The following is a 920-nucleotide window of genomic DNA, read 5'->3' as shown; positions in this document are numbered from 1 at the left end:
CGTTGTTTGTTTAAATAATTCGTCTCAGAAGCCGCTTGCCAAATGGGCGTGCAGCCATTTGGCAAACCGCTTCCCGAACACCATTTCTCCGTTTACGGTGTTCTCATAGGAATCTATCCGCAGATTTCTGAAAATGTTTAGCGATTTGCACGAAATTTTGAAAATATTTTTTAGATGAGCGTAAATAACCTGTGGTCACAAGGGTTGTTGGGTTCGATAAGTTTGATGGTTTTACCAGTTAAGGGGCTGAATTGTATGGAGAAAGCGTACTGACAAGTTAACTTCGAGCTTGGCGGCAGGTTAAGATGTTGGCATGGACAAGGATCTCTACCACCGCCACCGTTTCCCGGCTGAAATCATCGGCCATGCGGTCATCGATTCAACCTCAGCTTCCGTGATATTGAGGAATTACTGGCATCGCGAGGTGTGCTCGTCAGTAACGAGACGATCCGGCAATGGTGTCTGAAATTCGGTCAGGCCTACGCCAATACCTGGGGTCCGAGGTGTAACGGAACGGAAAACCGGGTTAGGCCAATGTCATTAGACAAATACATTGGTCTAACGGTCCTCAGCCTAGATAGTGTCGTCACGAGTTAGGATTTAGTCGGATAAGAGTATTTTGCGATTTATAAGGATTGACATGAGCAGCCCCCACCGGCATGACATCAGCGACGCCACTTGGGCCTTGCTGGCCCCTCATCTTCCGGGCCAGGCAGGTCAGTGGGGAGGCGTAGCCAAAGACAACCGATTGTTTATCAATGCTGTGTTCTGGATTCTGCGCACAGGAGCCCCTTGGCGAGATCTGCCCGAAAGTTATGGTGACTGGAATAACACCCACCGTCGCTTTGGCAGATGGCGCGACAAGGGCGTGTGGGAAAAACTGCTTGAGCTACTGATTGTTGATCCGGATTTTGAGTGGC

General features: G+C 49.3%; 1 protein-coding gene and 1 pseudogene. Both read left to right on the top strand.

Annotated features, from left to right (window positions below; all coding sequences use genetic code 11):
* Positions 1-313 precede the first annotated feature (313 nt).
* A pseudogene (locus tag PZA18_RS23970) lies at positions 314-474 on the top strand (IS6 family transposase); the annotation flags it as partial.
* A 166-nt stretch (positions 475-640) separates the two neighbouring features.
* A partial coding sequence (locus PZA18_RS23965; RefSeq protein ID WP_284103410.1) for a transposase occupies positions 641-920 on the top strand: 280 nt, incomplete at its 3' end.

This window comes from Parachitinimonas caeni (assembly GCF_030129945.1).
GTDB lineage: Bacteria > Pseudomonadota > Gammaproteobacteria > Burkholderiales > Chitinimonadaceae > Parachitinimonas > Parachitinimonas caeni.
The sequence above is the reverse complement of the archived record's forward strand: the minus strand, read 5'-3'. Positions and strand labels throughout refer to the sequence as shown.